Source organism: Marinimicrobium sp. C2-29 (genome assembly GCF_038419845.1).
Classification (GTDB): domain Bacteria; phylum Pseudomonadota; class Gammaproteobacteria; order Pseudomonadales; family Cellvibrionaceae; genus Marinimicrobium.
The window spans coordinates 210,249-228,172 of sequence record NZ_JBCAQT010000003.1 but is presented as its reverse complement, the minus strand read 5'-3'; the positions used below and the strand labels follow the sequence as shown (position 1 = coordinate 228,172).

The window sequence follows — 17,924 nt, the reverse complement described above, 5'->3', positions numbered from 1 at the left end:
GAATGGCGCTGAATCTGAATGGCGCTGAAAAGAGGTACGGTCGCTATGAAAATCACCCTGGTCAAAAAGATCCTGAAAGACGGTTCACCCTGCGCAAAATGTGGGGATGTGCTGAATAAGCTGGAAGAGTCCGGCCACATGGACCGCATTGATGAGGTTCTGGTCGCGGACGAGCGCGACCCGGACAGCCCGGGGATCGCCCTCGCCCGCCAGTACGATGTGCACCGGGCACCTTTCTTCGTGGTGGAGCGCGAGGGTCAGGAGCCGGAGATTTACACGGTGTATCTGAAGTTTGTGCGGGAGGTGCTGGAGCAGGAGACCGAGGAGTCCGATGAGTTGAAGGAGATGATGAAGGACAATCCGGATCTGGATTTTCTTTAGCCTCTACCTACGACGGCAGGTGGCGCTTCCGCTTACCTGCCCTACATGTTCGCTCGGTGTGCGGAGAACCGCTCAGGAGAGTTTTACACCCGTGCCGCCCAGGCCGCAGTAGCCGCCGGGGTTCTTTGCCAGGTATTGCTGGTGATAGGGCTCGGCGTAGTAGAAAGGGCCGGCCGGCTGTATTTCCGTGGTGATTTCGCCCTTCCCCGCCTCGTCCAGTGCCCGCTGATACTCTTCCCGACTGGCCTCGGCCAACGCCTTCTGCTTATCACTGAACGTATAAATACCGGAACGATACTGCGTGCCCCGATCGTTGCCCTGGGCCATGCCCTGGGTGGGATCGTGACTCTCCCAGAAATTCTTCAGGATTTTTTCAAACGGCACCTGAACCGGATCGAAGACCACCAGCACCACCTCATTGTGGCCGGTGTAACCGGAACAGACTTCCTCATAAGTCGGGTTGGGAGTGTAGCCGGCGGCGTAGCCCACGGCCGTGGTGAAGACACCGGGCTGCTGCCAGAAGCGCTGCTCGGCGCCCCAGAAGCACCCCATGCCCACCACCACCTGCTCGAGCCCCTCCGGGAACGGGGGTTTGATCGGCGTGCCCTTCACCTTGTGGACGAGATCCTGCCCTTCCAGGGGCATGGGCTCATCCCGACCCGGAAGCGCCTGCCCCCGGGTGGGCATTTCGAGCTTGCGCGTACCAAAAAACATGGGCTCTCCTGCAATTGCAGCCTTACGTTAAAACTGCTATTTAAGTCGGTATTCAGAACCAGCGCTGGTTCTGCGAGCGTTCCCACCAGCGCAGCAGCAGACGGTCGACGGCCCCTTCGGTGGCGAAGCCCAGCTTTTCCGGCAGGGATTTTTTCTGCTCGTAGTGGACCTCAAAAATGTCGGCCTTGTCACTCTGAGAGAGGAGATATTCGTCGCTGGTTTTCAGGTCATCCACCAGACTGACTTCGCGCGCCCGACGACCGAACCAGATCTCGCCGGTCGCGACCTTGTCCACATCGACCTGGGGCCGATGCTGGGCGACAAACTCCTTGAACAACAGGTGCGTGTCTTCCAGATCCTCGACAAACTTCTCCCGCCCTCTTTTGGTATTTTCACCAAACATGGTCACGGTACGCTTGTATTCACCGGCGGTAAACATCTCGTAGTCGATGCTGTTTTTCTTCAACAGCTTGTTGAAGTTGGGCAACTGGGCAATCACGCCGATGGAGCCCAGGATGGCAAAAGGCGCCGCCAGGATTTTATCGCCGACGCAGGCCATCATGTAACCGCCGCTGGCCGCCACCTTGTCCACGCAGACCGTGAGCGGGATGTGCCGATCGCGAATCCGGGCCAGCTGGCTGGAGGCCAGACCGTAGCTGTGCACAAAACCACCGCCGCTTTCAAGCTTGACGACCACCTCGTCTTTGGCACTGGCCAGACTGAGGACCGCGCTGATTTCTTCGCGCAGATTGTCGGTGGCCGAAGCCTTGACGTCGCCGTGAAAGTTGAGCACGAACAGGCGCTTTTTACGATCATCCTCTTCTGACTTGCCCTCTTTCTCGAGCTTCTTGTGCGCTTTTTTACGCTCCGCCTGCTCCCGCTTTTCGCGTTTTTTCTCGGCCTTGGCTTCCCGCTTCAGTTCGGCCGAATCCAGGGCCGCATGTTTCAGCGAGTCGGTCATCTGCTTGAAGCGGTCATTGAGCCTGGTCACTTCAATATGACCCTTCTCCTGCTTTTTGCGGGTTTTGTGACCGGCTGAGACAATCAGGCCGAGCACAAAGCCAATGGCGATGACAAAGGTCACCACTTTAGCCAGGAAGAGCCCGTAATCTGCTAGAAAATCCAAAATAGTACTCCGTTGTTTGGTTGAATATTATTCCCACACGGCCAACGCACGCCGCGCTGGCTCGTTCAGCGGCCGCGCGAGCAGGCCGGTACTGGACAGACGCACTTCAAACAGCGCATCCGCAGCCATGGGGACAAAGGTGGCGCTACCATAGCGCGCATCCACTACCGGAAACCAGCCCGGATTCTGCTTGATCCAGGCCCAGACATCCGGACCCCAGCCATCGTTGTCCAGACTGTAGACGGTGCGCTCCGATGAGCGCTCCTCAGCCAGCGAGTAGTAGCGCCCACTGATACGATCGAGGCGATAACCGGGGCTGACGCCCAGTCCACCCATCAGCCCCTGCCATTTGATCACACGGGCATCGAGTTGCCACTGATCACCGCGCAGCGTAAACGTCTCTTCCTCGCCGCTGCTGTGGACCAGGGTGGCTTCATAATGCTGTTCTCCCAACTGCTCAAAGCTCAGGGTCGCCACCGGCTCCTCTTTGACCATCTGCTTGTAACTGAATACATCGGCGGCAATAAGCGCGAGCACCAGCGCCGCCAGCAGCAGCACCACACCAAACAACCCGCGCAAAAACCCGCGAAGCCAGCGTCCCCGGGCCAGCAGCCGCAGAGCAATATAGACCAGCCCCAGGCAGAGCAGAATGATGAAGACGGATAAAAGGCTGTAGAACATGCAATTTCCTATTGTGAGGCCTTATTGTGCTGGGTTGCCACAAAATGCGCAATCAGCTGCCCGGCCAGCGTCTGAGGGGGTGGCACGGGCGGCAGCTGGTCGTAGCGCCACCAGTCGGCGGTGAGGATTTCGTCCCCGTCCACCTCGATGTCGCCGGATCGGTACTCGGCGTGAAAGCCCAGCATCAGCTGCCCGGGAAAAGGCCAGGGTTGACTGCCAAAGTAACGTGGCGCCTCGACCTTCAGACCGACCTCCTCCTGAATCTCCCGGTGAACCGTGTCTTCCACCGTCTCTCCGACTTCCACAAAACCGGCCAGTGCCGTGTGGAAGGCCTTGCGTGAGCGGGCATGACGGGCCAGCAGGCAGTGATCATCGCGGGTGATCAGGGTGATCATACAGGGCGAAAGCCGCGGATAGAATCGCAGTTCGCACCGGGCGCAGAAGCGCGCCGCCCCATTATCAAAGGGCTGAGTCTCCCGACCGCAGCCACCGCAAAAGCGGTGCTCACGTCGCCAGCGCTCGATCTGAAGCGCACGCCCGGCCAGGGTAAACAGGGTCTCATCCAGAACACCGAGCTGGCTGCGCAGGCTCAACCACTGGCCGCCGGCGACAGAGGGCTCCAGGGGCTGCGGGAGGCTGTACAGGGCGACTCCCTGCCACACGCCCAGATAGTCCGGCGTGCTGTCGACACGCCAGGCGGCGGCCTCTTCTGAGCTCAGCAGCCAGATTCGCTCCCGATGATCACACAACAGTGTCTCGTTGGTTACCAGCAGGTAGCGGGTCGTACGGCTGTCGCTCGCTCGGCTCATGGCTCAGTGGACCGGATAACCGAGCGCGTCCAGACTCTCTTCAGCCACCTGGAGCACGGTGTCGTCCGAGCGACGATTCTGCTTGAGGCTGTCGATATAGTATTCCAGGCTGATGACCGCATCGGCAAAGGTTTCCAGCATATGCCGAACCGCCGCCGGTTGTTCGCTCTTCAACAGCGACTGGTCGATAAACTGCACGCAACCTTCGAGCACCGCCGCCGCTCTGGGGCGATTGAGCAGCGTCATGCCGCCGCGCACGGTATTGAGCGTGGTGTTGACGTTCTTGATATGACCCACGTCATAGTTGGACTCGGCAAATGACGTGAGGGCACGCTTGACCATGGCGAGCCCCGACTCAGCCTCTTCCAGCACCAGCTCCTCGGCTTCGGCCAACTGGCTGTTGGCAATGATTTCCTGACGCGAGGTGGCATTGATCTGGGCCAGGCGCTCATCGGAGAGGTTGATTTTCCCCAGCCCCGACACCGAACTCTCGATGTACAGGAGGGTATCGGCGACTTCGAGCAGCTCCTCCGGATCCACCTCCTCGGTACTCTTTTCCCACCGCTGAATTCTCTGGATCTCTTCGCGCAGACTGTTGCTGGCAGAGACCAGCCCGACCACTGACAGGATATCGGCGACTTTCTTCAGCGTCTCCAGCAGCTCCGGACTCTCGCGCAGCAGCTCGGTGCCGCCCTGCGCGGCGCGTTCGAGAATATTTTTGGTGCTGCGCAGCTCATCCTTCAGCACTGTGCCCATCGAGTCGATCGTGGCGGCACTGGGGCCTTTGAGAAACTCCAGCTCCCGAGTCAGCTCGGCATCGGTATAGGGCAGCGGCTCCAGACCATAGGCCTCACTGACCGCGGCAATCCGATCGGTCTGCGCCCGCGACAGGGCGATGAGGTAAAGCAGCTCACGCAGCAGCTCCTCTTTCGGCGGTTGCTCCAGAGCCTCGGCACCGGACACCTGCAGCTGCCTGATTTCACGATCGAGCGCGCTGAACAGACGCTTGCGTGTACCCCCGATTTCCATGTTGTCCTTGCCCAGCGCTTCCAGAGTGGCCCCGGCCACCCACCAGAGCGCCGCCAGTGGGCGGGCGTTGCTGATGGACTCCAGGCGCTCCATCGCGCGGCCCATCATCCCCAGCGAGGCGCGCACCTGTTTGTTCTGCAGTACGTTCACCAGGCCCACCTGGTACATGTGCCGCAGACGCCGGACCAGCGCGGCGAGGTCTTCACCCAGCACCGCACTGCTCTGGTTCTTGCCGGCGTAAACGGGGCTGATCTCCAGCGTATAGAAGTGACTTTCGGGCAACGGTGGCGCCCGGCGCAGCTGGCGCAACTGATTGATGTGGGGAACCAGCAGCACCGCCATACTGCGCGAAGTCTGCAGGCAGTACTCGAGGTAGCGCGGCAGGATGAAAAAGGCCGAGGTGAGCAGATCCAGTTGCCGGTCGATATTCTGCTCTACCCCCAGAGGAATGTCGGTAATCTGCTCGACCAGCTCCTGCGCCAGTAGATCGACCCCGCGCAGCTGCAGCAAATTGAGGGTGCCGCTGATCTGCTTGATGCCATCGATGCAGTTCTGCAGCAGCTCGGCATTGTTGCGGTCGCCTGCGAACTCTTCCAGGCGCACGGCCGACTGTTCGATGGTGGCCACCAATTGATCCTGAACCAGCTTCAGGGAGTTGAGGTTGACGTTTTCCGTGCTGCTCACTGCCGCTACCTTTCGCTTTATTGATTGTGTCGTAAACGCCTCCCCGGGGCTGTGCCCGGGCACGGGGGTCAACGAGTCCTGGAGTAAGTTGATTCTGGCGCCACGGCGGGCGCCCAACCCTTCATAGCAATGTAACCCAACTGGCCCGAATTTTCACACCGATTTGAGCAATTCGCTGTAAGTCCTTATAACAATTGAGAAATAGCGCTCATTTGCTTCCGCTCCAGAGACACTGCCCCGCGCTTTTCTCAATCGCCGCCAGCTTCTCCCGGTGCGCCGCCAGCTCACTCTCACTGGCCGCGATCACCGGCAGGGGTGAGCGATCGGCGGGCAGAGGCCGGCGCTCCTGGCCACCGGTGCCCGAGCCCTCCCCTTTGGAGGACTCCCCGCCCAGAGACAGCGCTGTCTGACCACCGGTCATCAACAGGTAGACGTCGGCCAGGATCTCGGCATCGAGCAGAGCGCCGTGGAGCTCGCGCTGGGCATTGTCGACCCCGTAGCGCTTGCACAGGGCATCCAGGTTGTTCTTTTGACCCGGATGCTTGTTGCGCGCCAATACCAGGCTGTCGACGATACCACAGCGTTTCTTGATCGAGCCCAGCTTCGGGCTCAGCTGCCTGAACTCGTGATCAATAAAGCCGACATCGAAAGGCGCGTTGTGAATCACCAGTTCCGCCCCGTCAACAAAGGCGAGGAACTCGTCCACGATCTGCGCAAACACTGGCTTATCGGCCAACATCTCATTGGTGATGCCGTGTACCTCCATGGCGCCCGCATCCACCTCCCGCTCGGGATTGATGTACTGATGGTAGTGGCGTCCGGTGAGTTTGCGGTTCACCAGCTCGACGCAGCCGATCTCAATGACCTTGTGCCCCTGTGCGGGGTCCAGGCCGGTGGTTTCCGTATCCAGAACGATCTGTCGCACCTTGTCTAACTCCTCAATTCATCAATGCCGCGATTGGCCAGTTGGTCCGCCAATTCATTCTCCCGGTGCCCACTGTGGCCCTTGACCCAGTGCCATTTGACGCTGTGTCGCTGGGCGCTTTCATCCAGTGCCTGCCACAGGTCGACGTTTTTTACCGGTTTTTTGGCCGAGGTTTTCCAGCCGTTGCGTTTCCAGCCCGCGAGCCACTCACTGATCCCCTTGCGCACGTACTGGGAGTCGGTGGTCAGAATCACCTCACAAGGCTCTTTCAGTGCCTGCAGAGCCTCCAGGGCGGCCTGCAGCTCCATCCGGTTATTGGTGGTATTGGCCTCACCGCCGTACAGGCTTTTCTCCTTATCATTGAAGCGCAGCAGCGCGCCCCAGCCGCCGGGCCCGGGGTTGCCTCGACAGGCCCCGTCGGTAAAAACTTCAACTTTCTTCAAACTATCACCTGTAACTGATTGATTTTAATCATTACGATCTCGACGCAATGGATTGATTCCCAGCCCCGGGACCGGCTCGGGACGATCGTCCCAGGCGGGCTTCATGGGGATCGCCGCCGCCACCTCTTTGCAGGCCACAATGGTATAGAAGCCCCCGCCCGGACACTGCAGTTTTTTACCCCAGCGCTCGACCCAATGCAAACGCTCCAACACCCCCTGGTGACGGATGGGGGGTCGGTAAAACCCACGTTCGGCTGCAATCGGCTGTAAATCGACCAGCTGCAGCCAGTCGATCAGGCGCCCCCGGCGCAATGACTGATGACGCCAGAGCGGTCGACGGGTGAACAATCGGGCCACTTGCCGCATCACGCCAAAACCGCTCCAGGGATTGAAGCCCACGATCACCAGGTGCCCGCGGGGAATCAGCACCCGACTGACTTCTCGCAGCAGTTGGTGTGGGGCCTGACTGTAATCGAGCAAGTGGTGCAGAATCACCAGATCCACCGACTCTGACGGAAGCGGCAGGGACTGGTAAGAGCTGATCAGGGGCGAAAGTGCCACCCCGCCCTCCAGGTGCTTACCCTCCCGGTGAGGAGCGACATTGATTTTATGGGAAATGCGGCTCCCGGGGGTTAAATCAAGCTCGGGGGCGATGCTCATCTGAACCAGGTGGTAGCCGAACAGGTCCTGCAGGTGGCGCTCAAGGCACTCCCGCTGTTCCGCCAGGAACGCGGCTCCCAGAGGGGTCTGCAGCCAGTTGGCCACATCGGGTGCCGAGCGCTTGTAGGACAGGACGCCAAAGCGATGATGCAGCCCCACCCGTATTCGCCGCAGTAGTTTCGATGACTTCATGGCCCAGTGGTGCTATCCAGAGTACTACCCAAAGTACTGTTCAAAGTACTATCCAAAAATACGAGTAAGGCGCGCCAGAGGCACTACAAGAGGCACTACAAGGCGTTGATGCAACGGCGCCGGCTCACTGTGATAGTGTACTCCATAAGACTGGCGAAAACAGGAGCTTCCATGACTGACCCCATCGCGATTCCGGCTCTGGAGAGCAACTATTTCTGGCTCTTGCCCTGTGCTGAGGGCGCTCAACGCGCCTATCTGGTGGACCCCGGTGACGCTCAGCCGGTATTCGAGGCTCTGGAGCAGACACAGATGACTCTGGCCGGCATCCTGATCACTCACCATCACTGGGACCATACCGACGGTCTGGATGACCTGCTCGCCCGATATTCAGTCCCCGTATACGGCCCGGACTCGGTGCGCCAGGTCAACCACCCGTTGAGGGAGGGCGACCACCTGAGCCTGGAGGGCTGGCAGTTCGATATTCTGGCCGTTCCCGGCCATACCCTCGATCACATCGCCTACCTGGATCGACAGCAGACACCACCGCGCCTGTTCTGCGGTGACGCCCTGTTTGCCGGCGGTTGCGGGCGATTGTTCGAAGGCCGTCCCGAAATGGCACTGGAATCATTACACAAGCTGGCCAGTCTGCCCGACGAGACCCTCGTCTACTGCGCCCACGAATACACCCTCACCAACCTGCGTTTTGCCCGGACCGTAGACCCGGACAACCGGGCGCTCAGCGACCGGCTGCCGCTTGAAGAGCAAAAACGTGCCCAGGGCCAACCGACCCTGCCCACATCATTGGGGGTTGAGCGGCAGACCAACCCGTTTTTACGGGCCAACGATGCCGCCATCCGCGCCCAGCTGGCCTCAGCCAATGCCCCCCTGTCGTCCGAGCTTGAGGTGTTTACCCGGCTGCGACAGCTCAAAGATCAGTTCGGTTAGAGGAGCGATGCCGCTGGTCGGCTATTCCTTGACCCCCACCCCGTCTGACCCTAAAATCGCGAAAATCCACGCTTGGCGGTCAGCCGCCAGGCCATCTTCAGTCAACGACATACTGTTCACGGTACTCAATGAATCGATTCAAACGTCCCCTCGCGCTCGCCATTGGTCTGCTCAGCCTTGGCGGTTGCCAGAGTCTTGAGCAAGCCGACCCGAAAGACGAGGTTGCGCTTGATCTGGGGCAATCATCCGCGCTGCTGATCGATGAGGCGAAATGCCGGGTCGATAAAGAGGCGCAACAGGCGTTTGAAGTCACGGACAGGGGTAATCTCTGGCCCCGACTACGGGCCGGCTACGGTCTACCCGACGTCGATCACCCCCGTATCGACACCTACGTCAACTGGTATGCGAACAACCCGCACTACATGGAGCGGGTCGTCGCGCGCGGGCAGCGCTACCTCTACCACATCGCCTCTGAGCTGGAAAAAGAGGGGCTGCCGATGGAGCTGGCGCTTCTGCCCATTGTCGAGAGTGCCTTTGACCCTTTCGCCTACTCTCACGGGCGGGCCTCCGGCATCTGGCAGTTTGTGCCGGCCACCGGCCGGCACTTCGGCCTCAAGCAGAACTGGTGGTATGACGGACGTCGCGACGTGGTCGCAGCCACCGATGCGGCGCTCACCTACCTCGAACAGCTGCATGACATGTTTGATGGCGACTGGCTGTTGGCGCTCGCGTCCTACAACACCGGCCAGGGCAATGTCGGGCGATCGATCAGACGCAATGCCCGGCAGGGCAAGCCAACCGACTTCTGGTCGCTGGACCTGCCTCGGGAAACCCGCGCCTACGTGCCCCAGTTACTCGCTCTGGCAAAAGTCATCCGCGACCCCGAGGCCTACAACCTCTCTCTGGCGCCGATCCCCGATGAGCCCTACTTCGCCCAGGTGAACGTTGCCTCCCAGATCGATCTGGCACAGGCCGCCGAGCTGGCCGGCATTGAGCTCGACGAGCTGTATATGCTCAACGCCGGCTACAACCGCTGGGCAACCGATCCGGATGGCCCTCACCGCCTGTTGATTCCGGTGGAGTACGAGCAGCCCTTCAAGGAAAAGCTCGCGGAAATTCCTGAAGATGAGCGAGTCGGCTGGCAGCGCTATAGCGTCAAGCCGGGTGATTCACTCAACAAAATCGCCCGCGCCTACCGCACCAGCGTGGAAAACATCAAAAGCGCGAATGAGCTGAACGGCAATATTATCCGGGTGGGCCAGGCCCTGATGATCCCCACGGCCAAGCATTCACCCAGCCGCTACGCTTTCAGCGCTGACCAACGGCGCCAGCGGGTACAGAACCGCTCCAGTGGTGCGGAAGGCAGTAGCAAAGTTCAGTACAAGGTGCGCCCTGGCGACAGTTTCTGGAGTATCGCCAAGCGCCACGACATCACCGTGGGCGCGCTGACCAACTGGAACGCCATGGCACCGGGCGACACTCTGATGCCTGGCCAGAATCTGGTGATATGGACGGAGGCGGATGACGCCGGCCAGCAGCAGACCGCCAGCCGGGAGAGCCGCTCAATGGTGCGCAAGGTCAACTACCGGGTTCGCCAGGGTGACTCCCTGGCCCGTATTGCGACCCGTTTCAACCTCTCGGTGCAGGACATCACTCGCTGGAACACTGTGTCCGAAAACAACTACATTCACCCGGGACAATCGCTGACCCTGTTCGTGGATATCACCCGATAACATCCACCCGCGATGGGGCATAAAAAAACCCGCTGTATTTCAGCGGGTTTTTTTTTGGCTCTTTGATCAGTCTGTTACAGACTATCGCTCAATCTCGGCTTTGCTTCTCAGCTGCTCGGTAAACGCGCGGTAATCACGACTGCCGGTCATTTGCGACAGGTTTTGCCGCAGAGACTGGCGCTGCGACGCATCGATAGAATCCATTGAGCCATCGGTGACCTCCGTCAGACTGACAATGTTGTAGCCTGAACCGGTCTGGACGCTGCTGACCACCGGAGTGCCCGATTCCGGACGGGGCAGTGAGAACACGTGCCGCAGCAACTCTCTGCTGACCGATGAATCATTGCGCTCGACGTTTTCGGCTTCCTGTACGTCAAGATTGGCATCAGCGGCGACCTGTTCGATATCTCCCCCCTGCTCCAGCTCTGAACGCAATTGCTCTCCGCGTTCGGCCAGCCGGGCGCGGGTTTTGCGTTGGGTCAACAGCTCGACAATCTGATCTCTGACGTCTTCCAGAGGACGCACATAGGCTTCCCGCTGGTCGGTTTTCTTGATCACCACCACGCGATCGTTCGCCAGCTCAATCAGCTCGCTGCTGTTACCACGCTCCAGCACCTCTTCAGAGAAAGCGGCCTCTGCCACCGCCGCTTGGCCCGCGATGCCGCTGCCACCATTGCGGGAGAACAGTCCGGTATTTTCAAGCGGCAATCCGAGCTCTTGCGCTACCGGCTCCAGGCTCTCCGCGTTGTAGGACAACTCATCCAGACGCTCCATCAGGGTCACGAACTCATTTTCGGCCTCTACGCGCTTGAGCTGACGGGCGATGCGGTCACGGGCCTCTTCAAAGCTGGTTTCTTCCGATCCGGGCTCATCCAGCACCTTGATCAGATGCACACCGGCTTCCGTGGTGACCGGCTCTGACACCTCTCCGACAGCCAGCTCTTGCACCGATTCAGTAAAAGCCTCGGGTAACCCCTCGCCGGTAATATAACCGAGATCACCGCCCTGCCCACTCGAGCCCGGATCGTCTGAATAGGCTTCGGCGAGCTCGGCAAAGTCCTCGCCCTGCGCCAGCTTCGCCTGTACTTCATCAATCGCCTCGCTGTCGGCATCCTCAAACAGGATGTGCGCCACCCGGCGTTGCTGACGCTCTTCGCTTTGCGCCTGGTTCTCTTCGTACTGTTGGCGCAGAGTCTGTTCGTCAATCTCAATCTGTTCCATCAGGTTCTCGACACTCAGATCGATGTACTCGACTGCCACTTGCTCCGCCTGCCGGAACTGCTGCTGGTTTTCCTGATAGAAGTTCTCGATTTCTTCATCAGAAACATCCACTTCGTCGGCCACCCGTTCCTCGTTGAGTGTCAGGTACTGGAAGTCGCGGGTCTGGAAACTGAGCTCAACAAAACGCTCCAGCTCTTCATCGGTCACGAATCCGCTATTGCCAACCCCCATCGTCAGGTGGTTGAGCAAAACCTCTTCCGCCAGCACTTTTTTGTATTGCGCGGGCGTGTAGCCCATTGAGCGCAACACCTGCTGGTAGCGATTGGGATCGAAGCGACCGTTTTCTCCCTGGAACTGGGGGATGTCCACAATAATGCTGTCGAGCATCTCATCGCTGACCGACATGCCCTGATCACGCGCGCTCTGAACCATCACTTTTCGCTGAATCAGACTGTTGATGGCCGGCTCGCGCAACCGCTCGTCGCTGACAAACTCGGAGGGCACTGAATCGCCGTACTGATCCGTGATCTGCTGCCGTTGACGAAGGACCTCGCGGGCCACTTCATTTTCGGTGATCGACTCATCGCCAACACTAGCGACCTCTCCCGAACGCGAACTTCCGGAAAACAGGGCTTCGGCGCCAGACAGGGCAAAGATAATGACCAGAAAGCCTATCAGGAGAAAGGCCATCGTACCTTTGGAATTGTCGCGAATCGTCTGCAGCATTGTCTGCTCCTAATCATGGATCACCCGGCGCGATTATTTTCCGGGCGACTTTTCTTATCAGTTGGCCCGACCGACAGGGTCGAACAAAGGTGTACGCTTCAATAAAGAAAAGGCGCACCTATGGAGATGCGCCTCTTCACACGGCCAAGTCGTCACACTAACAGGCTAAACGGGTCGATAAGGCATTTCGCTTCAAACCGCTTAACTGTCCGTGCCCATCATGGCTGGTCACCGACCTATTTGCAGAGTGGTTCCCTGCCGCCTTTCAACGCTTAGTTGACGGCGTCTTTCAGCGCCTTGCCTGCTTTGAAGTTAGGCACTTTCGCAGCAGCGATCTGGATCTCTGCACCTGTCTGCGGATTGCGGCCCGTGCGTGCAGCGCGCTCCTTGACAGAAAAAGTACCAAAGCCGACCAGTACAACCTGGTCGCCTTTTTGCAAGGCGCCGGTCACATTGTCGACCATGGCATCGAGCGCACGGCCAGCGGCCGCTTTGGGAATATCCGCAGATGCGGCAATGGCTTCAATCAGCTCGGATTTGTTCACACTTAACCCCTTTTGATTATTTGCTTCAGAAATCGATAGCGCAGGTCTGATGTACATTTACCTGCTCGAGTGCCACCTGGCGTACCCGAACAGCGACATGGCCTGGACAGCGTTACGCCCCCGTGCCGCCTGCTTGGCGAATGAATTGCGATTTATACCAAGGGATCCCAGGCGGGTCAAGAAGACATTCGACGCATTGTGCGAATACTTCAGTATTTGCCTGTAATTTGATCAACTCTGGCTATAAAGCGCCCCATGGGCGCCTCTCTGTTACCAAAATCTCGCTGACGGATCGCCGATCATTGTTACTTTAGGAAACCCGAAACCGGCCAACTCCCTGGCCGAAAACTGGACCTATGACTCATCAGTGAGTGCTGATCCGCTTGCCTGACTCATCCTGCTGCGCCTTTTTTTCCAGTGCCTGGTACTCTTCGTCCGACAATGGTTTGGGCATGGATTGCAGCGCGAACTGCAACACATCATCGATCCACTGGACCGGCTTGATGGTGAGATTCTCTTTGATGTTGTCGGGAATCTCTTTCAGATCGCGTTCGTTCTCATGCGGAATGATCACGGTTTTGATCCCGCCCCGACGAGCCGCCAGGAGCTTTTCCTTGAGGCCACCAATACGCAGCACTTCCCCGCGCAGCGTGATCTCACCGGTCATGGCCACATCAGCACGCACGGGAATACCCGTCAACACCGATACCAGTGCGGTGCACATGGCAACACCGGCACTGGGCCCGTCTTTGGGCGTCGCGCCCTCCGGTACGTGGATGTGGACATCCATTTTCTCGTGATAATCAGGCGCGATACCCAACACCTGAGCGCGTGAGCGCACCACGGTCAACGCCGCCTGAATGGACTCCTGCATCACGTCGCCGAGCGAGCCGGTCTTGATCACGCGACCCTTGCCCTTCACCGCCGAGGACTCGATGGTCAGCAGCTCGCCGCCAACCTGAGTCCAGGCCAGGCCGGTCACCTGACCCACCTGGTTCTTGTCTTCGGCACGCCCGAAATCGAATTTGCGCACGCCAAGAAAGTCTTCCAGCACATCGGAGTCAATGACGTCCTTGCGCAGAGTTTTGTCCTTCACGTGGCGGGTCACGACCTTACGGCAGACCTTGGCGATCTCGCGTTCGAGACCGCGTACACCCGCTTCCCGGGTGTAGTAACGCACGATGTCCAGGATCGCCTGGTCTTCAATGGTGACTTCACCGTCTTTCAGACCATTGGCCTTCATCTGCTTGGGAATCAGATAGCGCAACGCGATGTTCAGTTTCTCATCTTCGGTGTAACCCGGGATGCGAATGACTTCCATCCGGTCCAGCAGCGGACCCGGAATGTTCATGGAGTTGGAGGTGCAGACAAACATCACATCCGACAGATCGTAATCCACCTCTAGGTAGTGATCGTTGAAGTGGTTGTTCTGCTCCGGGTCGAGCACTTCCAGCAGCGCCGACGCCGGATCACCCCGGTTGTCCATGCCCATCTTGTCCACTTCATCCAACAGGAAGAGCGGGTTTTTCACACCCACTTTCGCCATCTTCTGAATCAACTTACCGGGCAAAGACCCGATGTAGGTGCGCCGGTGCCCGCGAATTTCCGCTTCGTCACGAACACCACCCAGTGCCATGCGGATAAATTTCCGGTTGGTGGCACGGGCGATGGATTCACCCAGAGACGTCTTACCCACGCCCGGGGGACCGACCAGGCAGAGGATCGGGCCCTTGATTTTTTTCACCCGCTTTTGTACGGCGAGGTACTCGAGAATCCGCTCTTTGACCTCTTCCAGGCCAAAGTGGTCCTTTTCCAGAACATCTTCCGCCCGCTCGAGGTCGTGGCGCACCTTGCTGCGCTTTTTCCAGGGCACCTTGAGCATCCAGTCAATATACGCCCGCACCACCGAGGCCTCGGCCGACATGGGTGACATCATCCGCAGCTTCGCCAGCTCGGCGTGGGTCTTTTCTTCCGCTTCTTTGGGCATGCCGGATTCGGCGATTTTCTGCTCCAGCTCATCGGCTTCGTTGCCCTCTTCGCCCATGTCGCCCAGCTCTTTCTGAATCGCCTTCATCTGCTCATTCAGATAGTACTCGCGCTGGCTTTTCTCCATCTGTTGCTTGACCCGGCCGCGGATCTTTTTCTCAACCTGGAACAGGTCGATTTCCGCTTCCATCAGGCCCAGCAGATGCTCGATGCGCTCACGCACCGAAACCATTTCGAGAATGGCCTGCTTCTGTCCCAGCTCCATTGTCATGTGAGCGGCGACCGTGTCGGCCAGACGACCGGGATCGTCAATGCCACTGAGCGAGGTCATGACCTCCGAGGGGACCTTCTTGCTCAGGGTCACATATTGCTCAAACTGGTTGACGGTGGAATTGATCAGCGCGTCGGATTGATGCGGGTCGAGCGTCTCTTCCGGCAAAGTGGAGACGCGCGCCCGGAAGTGCTTCTCGATCACTTCGATATTCTCGACTTTGGCGCGCTCTCCGCCCTCGACCAGCACCTTCACCGTACCATCGGGGAGTTTCAACAGCTGCAAAATGGTGGCAATGGTGCCAACCTCGTACAGATCTTCCGGCTTGGGGTCGTCGTCCCCGGGGTTCTTCTGCGCCACCAACAAAACCTGCTTGTCGGTGGACATGGCACTCTCCAGCGCTTCTATGGACTTCTCCCGGCCGACAAACAGCGGGATGACCATATGGGGGTAAACGACCACATCCCGCAGCGGTAGCAGCGGGAGATCGTCGACATTGGCAGGAGACGTATCTTGATGATCCATCGAGTGAGTCCTCGTTTTAAGCCTCGCAACGCAAGGCTTCAGGGTGTAACTAATAAAAGAGTCTAGGTAAAGATTGGGGGCGAGGCGGGGCAATTACAAGTTTTACCGGGTAAAAATACGCAAAGAGCGCCCCTTGGGGCGCTCTTTGTACTTACACACATCAAACTGGCGCGAATCAGTCGCCTTTGGCCACCTTGGCCGGCGCTTCGCTCTGCTCGTATACCAGTAGCGGATCCGACTCGCCGCGGATGACCGAGTCATCAACGATGACTTTGACGACACCCTCCTCCGAGGGAATCTTGTACATGGTCTCCAGCAGCACGCCCTCCATGATCGAGCGCAGCCCCCGGGCACCGGACTTGCGGTCCATGGCCTTCTGGGCAACGGCCTCCAGCGCTTCCCGCCGAAAATCGATATCGACGCCTTCCATCTCGAATAACCGCTCATACTGCTTGGTGAGTGAGTTCTTGGGCGCTGTCAGGATCTCGATCAACGCCTCCTTGTCCAGCTCGTCAAGGGTGGCGATCACCGGCAGACGGCCGACGAATTCGGGAATCAGACCGTACTGGACCAGATCTTCGGGCTCCAGATGATGCAGAATTTCGCCAAAATTGCGTTTGTCGTCCTTACTTTTGACTTCGGCGCCAAAGCCGATACCGCCCTTCTCGGACCGCTCGCGAATCACTTTGTCCAGGCCGGCGAAAGCGCCGCCACAGATGAACAGAATGTTGCCTGTATCCACCTGCAGGAATTCCTGCTGGGGATGCTTGCGCCCTCCTTGGGGAGGAACCGAGGCCACGGTGCCCTCGATCAGCTTGAGCAGCGCCTGCTGGACCCCCTCGCCCGACACGTCACGGGTGATGGAGGGGTTGTCAGATTTGCGCGAGATCTTGTCAATCTCGTCGATATAGACGATGCCGTGCTGTGCCTTGTCCACGTCGTAGTCGCATTTCTGCAACAGCTTCTGGATGATGTTTTCCACATCCTCACCGACATAACCCGCTTCGGTGAGCGTGGTGGCGTCGGCAATGGTGAAGGGCACATCAAGCAGGCGTGCCAGGGTCTCAGCCAGCAGCGTCTTACCACTGCCCGTGGGACCGACCAGCAGGATGTTGCTTTTGCCCAGTTCGATCGGGTCCTTGCCCTTGTCCCCCACACGCAGACGCTTGTAGTGGTTGTAAACCGCGACGGCCAAGACTTTTTTGGCCCGCTTCTGACCAATGACGTACTCGTCCAGAATGGCCGAGATTTCACTGGGCTTGGGCAGGTGCTCCGAGGGGCCCTCGGTCGCGGCCTCCTGGATTTCCTCGCGGATGATGTCATTACACAGATCGACACACTCGTCGCAGATGAACACCGAGGGACCGGCAATCAACTTGCGCACTTCGTGCTGGCTCTTGCCGCAGAACGAGCAATACAGCAGTTTGCCGTTCTTGTCGCCGCTGTCGTTGGTGTGATCGGTCATTAAACCACTCCGTCAAAACGCTTTGGGGTAAAGATGCCGTCTTTTACCCGGAATTTCAAGCGGTGCCGCCTGGGCGGCACCCTGAGTTTACTGCTTCTTTACCAGTATATACGTAACCGGGGCTGTACGGATGCACCCGGCGCTTATTCTGTGGCACCACGATGGCTCACCACCTTGTCGACAATCCCGTATTCCACAGCACGCTCAGCGCTCATGAAGTTGTCGCGCTCGGTATCCAACCCGATTTGCTCGACCGACTGGCCGGTATGGTGCGCCAGGAGCTGGTTCAGACGCTCGCGAATGCTCAGGATCTCCTTGGCCTGAATATGGATATCGGAAGCCTGCCCCTGGGCGCCGCCGCTGGGCTGGTGGATCATTACCCGGGAGTTGGGCAGACAGAAGCGCTTATCTTTCGCGCCCGCCGCCAACAGAAACGAGCCCATGCTGCAGGCCTGCCCGATACACATGGTGCTGACATCGGGTTTGATGAACTGCATGGTGTCATAAATCGCCATACCGGCGGTCACGGAACCACCCGGCGAGTTGATGTACAGATGAATGTCCTTGTCGGGGTTCTCCGCCTCCAGGAACAGAAGCTGTGCCACCATCAGGTTCGCCATATGGTCTTCGACCTGGCCCACCAGAAAAACCACGCGCTCCTTCAGAAGACGCGAGTAGATGTCGTAGGAGCGTTCACCGCGGGCGGTCTGCTCAACCACCATGGGAATCAAGCCGGATGCCATAACGTCAGGTACCTGTGAAGTGTAATCGTTCGACATAGGGTCTTTATGTCCTTTACTAAGTGCAGCGGCCCGGCGAAAGGCCGGGCCACGCGAAAATGTAGTAGAAAGCTTAACCTGAGA

General features: G+C 58.8%; 16 protein-coding genes. 3 read left to right on the top strand and 13 right to left on the bottom strand.

Features of this window, described 5'->3' with window-relative positions; all coding sequences use genetic code 11:
* The first annotated feature begins 45 nt into the window (after window positions 1-45).
* Window positions 46-381 (top strand): hypothetical protein, encoded by a 336-nt coding sequence (locus AAE484_RS04585; RefSeq protein ID WP_341937156.1) that lies wholly within the window; start codon window positions 46-48, stop codon window positions 379-381.
* A gap of 72 nt (window positions 382-453) precedes the next feature.
* Here the strand turns inward: AAE484_RS04585 and msrA are convergent, their stop codons facing one another.
* From msrA to AAE484_RS04545, 8 genes are all read right to left on the bottom strand, one after another.
* Window positions 454-1,095 (bottom strand): peptide-methionine (S)-S-oxide reductase MsrA, encoded by a 642-nt coding sequence (gene msrA / locus AAE484_RS04580; protein WP_341937155.1) that lies wholly within the window; start codon window positions 1,093-1,095, stop codon window positions 454-456.
* Window positions 1,096-1,147: 52 nt separating this feature from the next.
* The gene (gene sohB / locus AAE484_RS04575) at window positions 1,148-2,221 is read right to left on the bottom strand and encodes a protease SohB (RefSeq protein WP_341937154.1); all 1,074 of its coding nucleotides are present in this window, start codon (window positions 2,219-2,221) and stop codon (window positions 1,148-1,150) included.
* A gap of 27 nt (window positions 2,222-2,248) precedes the next feature.
* Window positions 2,249-2,902: a cation/multidrug efflux pump gene (locus tag AAE484_RS04570; protein WP_341937153.1), complete on the bottom strand. Its 654-nt coding sequence runs from the start codon at window positions 2,900-2,902 to the stop codon at window positions 2,249-2,251.
* Between the two features lie 8 nt (window positions 2,903-2,910).
* Complete coding sequence (nudC, locus tag AAE484_RS04565; protein WP_341937152.1) at window positions 2,911-3,711, bottom strand: NAD(+) diphosphatase; 801 nt, start codon at window positions 3,709-3,711, stop codon at window positions 2,911-2,913.
* A gap of 3 nt (window positions 3,712-3,714) precedes the next feature.
* Window positions 3,715-5,424: a pilus assembly protein gene (locus tag AAE484_RS04560; RefSeq protein WP_341937151.1), complete on the bottom strand. Its 1,710-nt coding sequence runs from the start codon at window positions 5,422-5,424 to the stop codon at window positions 3,715-3,717.
* A gap of 208 nt (window positions 5,425-5,632) precedes the next feature.
* Entirely contained in the window at window positions 5,633-6,349 is a 717-nt protein-coding gene (dnaQ, locus tag AAE484_RS04555; protein WP_341937150.1) for a DNA polymerase III subunit epsilon, read from the bottom strand.
* A 5-nt stretch (window positions 6,350-6,354) separates the two neighbouring features.
* Complete coding sequence (gene rnhA, locus AAE484_RS04550) at window positions 6,355-6,792, bottom strand: ribonuclease HI (RefSeq protein ID WP_341937149.1); 438 nt, start codon at window positions 6,790-6,792, stop codon at window positions 6,355-6,357.
* Window positions 6,793-6,816: 24 nt separating this feature from the next.
* Window positions 6,817-7,644, bottom strand: coding sequence for a class I SAM-dependent methyltransferase (locus AAE484_RS04545; RefSeq protein ID WP_341937148.1), 828 nt, complete (start codon window positions 7,642-7,644; stop codon window positions 6,817-6,819).
* Window positions 7,645-7,815: 171 nt separating this feature from the next.
* On the opposite strand from AAE484_RS04545, the gene gloB reads away from it, so the two are divergent.
* Both gloB and AAE484_RS04535 read left to right on the top strand, forming a co-directional pair.
* Window positions 7,816-8,589, top strand: coding sequence for a hydroxyacylglutathione hydrolase (gene gloB, locus AAE484_RS04540; protein WP_341937147.1), 774 nt, complete (start codon window positions 7,816-7,818; stop codon window positions 8,587-8,589).
* A 128-nt stretch (window positions 8,590-8,717) separates the two neighbouring features.
* Window positions 8,718-10,322 carry a lytic transglycosylase gene (locus AAE484_RS04535; RefSeq protein WP_341937146.1) on the top strand — a complete coding sequence of 535 codons (1,605 nt, stop codon included), beginning with the start codon at window positions 8,718-8,720 and terminating at the stop codon, window positions 10,320-10,322.
* An 81-nt stretch (window positions 10,323-10,403) separates the two neighbouring features.
* Here the strand turns inward: AAE484_RS04535 and AAE484_RS04530 are convergent, their stop codons facing one another.
* The 5 genes from AAE484_RS04530 to clpP form a co-directional block, all read right to left on the bottom strand.
* Window positions 10,404-12,269 carry a SurA N-terminal domain-containing protein gene (locus AAE484_RS04530; RefSeq protein ID WP_341937145.1) on the bottom strand — a complete coding sequence of 622 codons (1,866 nt, stop codon included), beginning with the start codon at window positions 12,267-12,269 and terminating at the stop codon, window positions 10,404-10,406.
* 272 nt (window positions 12,270-12,541) lie between these two features.
* Window positions 12,542-12,814, bottom strand: a complete 273-nt coding sequence (locus AAE484_RS04525) for an HU family DNA-binding protein (RefSeq protein ID WP_341937144.1) — start codon at window positions 12,812-12,814, stop codon at window positions 12,542-12,544.
* 364 nt (window positions 12,815-13,178) lie between these two features.
* Window positions 13,179-15,596: an endopeptidase La gene (lon, locus tag AAE484_RS04520; RefSeq protein WP_341937143.1), complete on the bottom strand. Its 2,418-nt coding sequence runs from the start codon at window positions 15,594-15,596 to the stop codon at window positions 13,179-13,181.
* 175 nt (window positions 15,597-15,771) lie between these two features.
* Window positions 15,772-17,061, bottom strand: coding sequence for an ATP-dependent Clp protease ATP-binding subunit ClpX (gene clpX, locus AAE484_RS04515; protein ID WP_341937142.1), 1,290 nt, complete (start codon window positions 17,059-17,061; stop codon window positions 15,772-15,774).
* Between the two features lie 143 nt (window positions 17,062-17,204).
* Window positions 17,205-17,840, bottom strand: coding sequence for an ATP-dependent Clp endopeptidase proteolytic subunit ClpP (gene clpP / locus AAE484_RS04510; RefSeq protein ID WP_341937141.1), 636 nt, complete (start codon window positions 17,838-17,840; stop codon window positions 17,205-17,207).
* Between the last annotated feature and the right edge of the window lie 84 nt (window positions 17,841-17,924).

Coding starts and splice junctions, on each gene's coding strand:
- AAE484_RS04570 (WP_341937153.1), bottom strand. CDS start 2,902: ATGTTCTACAGCCTTTTATCCGTCTTCATCATTCTGCTCTGCCTGGGG.
- clpP (WP_341937141.1), bottom strand. CDS start 17,840: ATGTCGAACGATTACACTTCACAGGTACCTGACGTTATGGCATCCGGC.
- AAE484_RS04530 (WP_341937145.1), bottom strand. CDS start 12,269: ATGCTGCAGACGATTCGCGACAATTCCAAAGGTACGATGGCCTTTCTC.
- AAE484_RS04545 (WP_341937148.1), bottom strand. CDS start 7,644: ATGAAGTCATCGAAACTACTGCGGCGAATACGGGTGGGGCTGCATCAT.
- AAE484_RS04535 (WP_341937146.1), top strand. CDS start 8,718: ATGAATCGATTCAAACGTCCCCTCGCGCTCGCCATTGGTCTGCTCAGC.
- clpX (WP_341937142.1), bottom strand. CDS start 17,061: ATGACCGATCACACCAACGACAGCGGCGACAAGAACGGCAAACTGCTG.
- gloB (WP_341937147.1), top strand. CDS start 7,816: ATGACTGACCCCATCGCGATTCCGGCTCTGGAGAGCAACTATTTCTGG.
- msrA (WP_341937155.1), bottom strand. CDS start 1,095: ATGTTTTTTGGTACGCGCAAGCTCGAAATGCCCACCCGGGGGCAGGCG.
- lon (WP_341937143.1), bottom strand. CDS start 15,596: ATGGATCATCAAGATACGTCTCCTGCCAATGTCGACGATCTCCCGCTG.
- AAE484_RS04585 (WP_341937156.1), top strand. CDS start 46: ATGAAAATCACCCTGGTCAAAAAGATCCTGAAAGACGGTTCACCCTGC.
- nudC (WP_341937152.1), bottom strand. CDS start 3,711: ATGAGCCGAGCGAGCGACAGCCGTACGACCCGCTACCTGCTGGTAACC.